Consider the following 816-nt stretch of genomic DNA (forward strand, 5'->3'; position numbering starts at 1 on the left):
TCCTCCTCCGTCACAAGTGGTTGTTCAATAGAGACACCGTCAAATTGCTTCGTGAAAGACCGTACCGCTTCGTCACCATTTTTTCTCACTTCTTCGATAATCCGCTGAACAGCCAGTCGCTGCTCTTCCGTTCCTGTATCTAGAGAACGCTTGAGTGAGAGAGTGTCTGTCTCACCTTCTTGTATGTAGGTGATGTTCATGATGTTTGCTCCCCTTCTCCTTCGATGATTCTTGCCAGACGCTGCGCCATTTCATCGATTACCGCATCCTTCATTCGATAGCTCACAGGATTGACAATAAAACGTGACGTAATGTCACAAATATGTTCCGTTTCGACAAGTCCATTTTCCTTAAGTGTTTGACCGGTGGAGACAATGTCAACAATTCGATCGGCAAGTCCGATGAGCGGTGCTAATTCAATGGAACCATTTAGCTTAATGATCTCCACCTGCTCACCTTGTTCTCTAAAATAAGAAGAAGCGACATTTGGGTACTTTGTGGCCACACGCGGTGCGACACCGCCCCAGCTGGCTCCCGGCAAGCCCGCTACAGCTAAATGACATTTGCTAATGTTTAAATCGAGCACTTCGTACACATCCCGTGCTTCTTCAAGCATGACGTCTTTGCCTGCAATGCCCACATCCGCTACACCGTGCTCTACATATGTCGTCACATCCATTGGCTTCGCTAAAATAAAGCGGAGATTTTCTTCCGGTACATCAATGATTAATTTTCTTGAATCTTCGAATTCCTCCGGCAGCTGATATCCAGCCTGTCTTAATAGCCCTGCTGCTTCTTCAAATATCCGTCCCTTTG

The 816-nt window shown here is 46.6% G+C and carries 2 protein-coding genes; both read right to left on the bottom strand.

Translation table 11 applies throughout. The features are described 5' to 3' along the window. Positions 1 to 200: histidinol dehydrogenase (locus V7659_RS10200; protein ID WP_335539859.1), on the bottom strand; the 200-nt coding region annotated here is incomplete at its 3' end. Beyond that, positions 197 to 816: ATP phosphoribosyltransferase (gene hisG, locus V7659_RS10205; RefSeq protein WP_335539861.1), on the bottom strand; the 620-nt coding region annotated here is incomplete at its 5' end. The genes V7659_RS10200 and hisG, both read right to left, overlap by 4 nt.

Source organism: Neobacillus drentensis (genome assembly GCF_036966985.1).
In the GTDB taxonomy this organism is placed as follows: domain Bacteria; phylum Bacillota; class Bacilli; order Bacillales; family Cytobacillaceae; genus Neobacillus; species Neobacillus drentensis_E.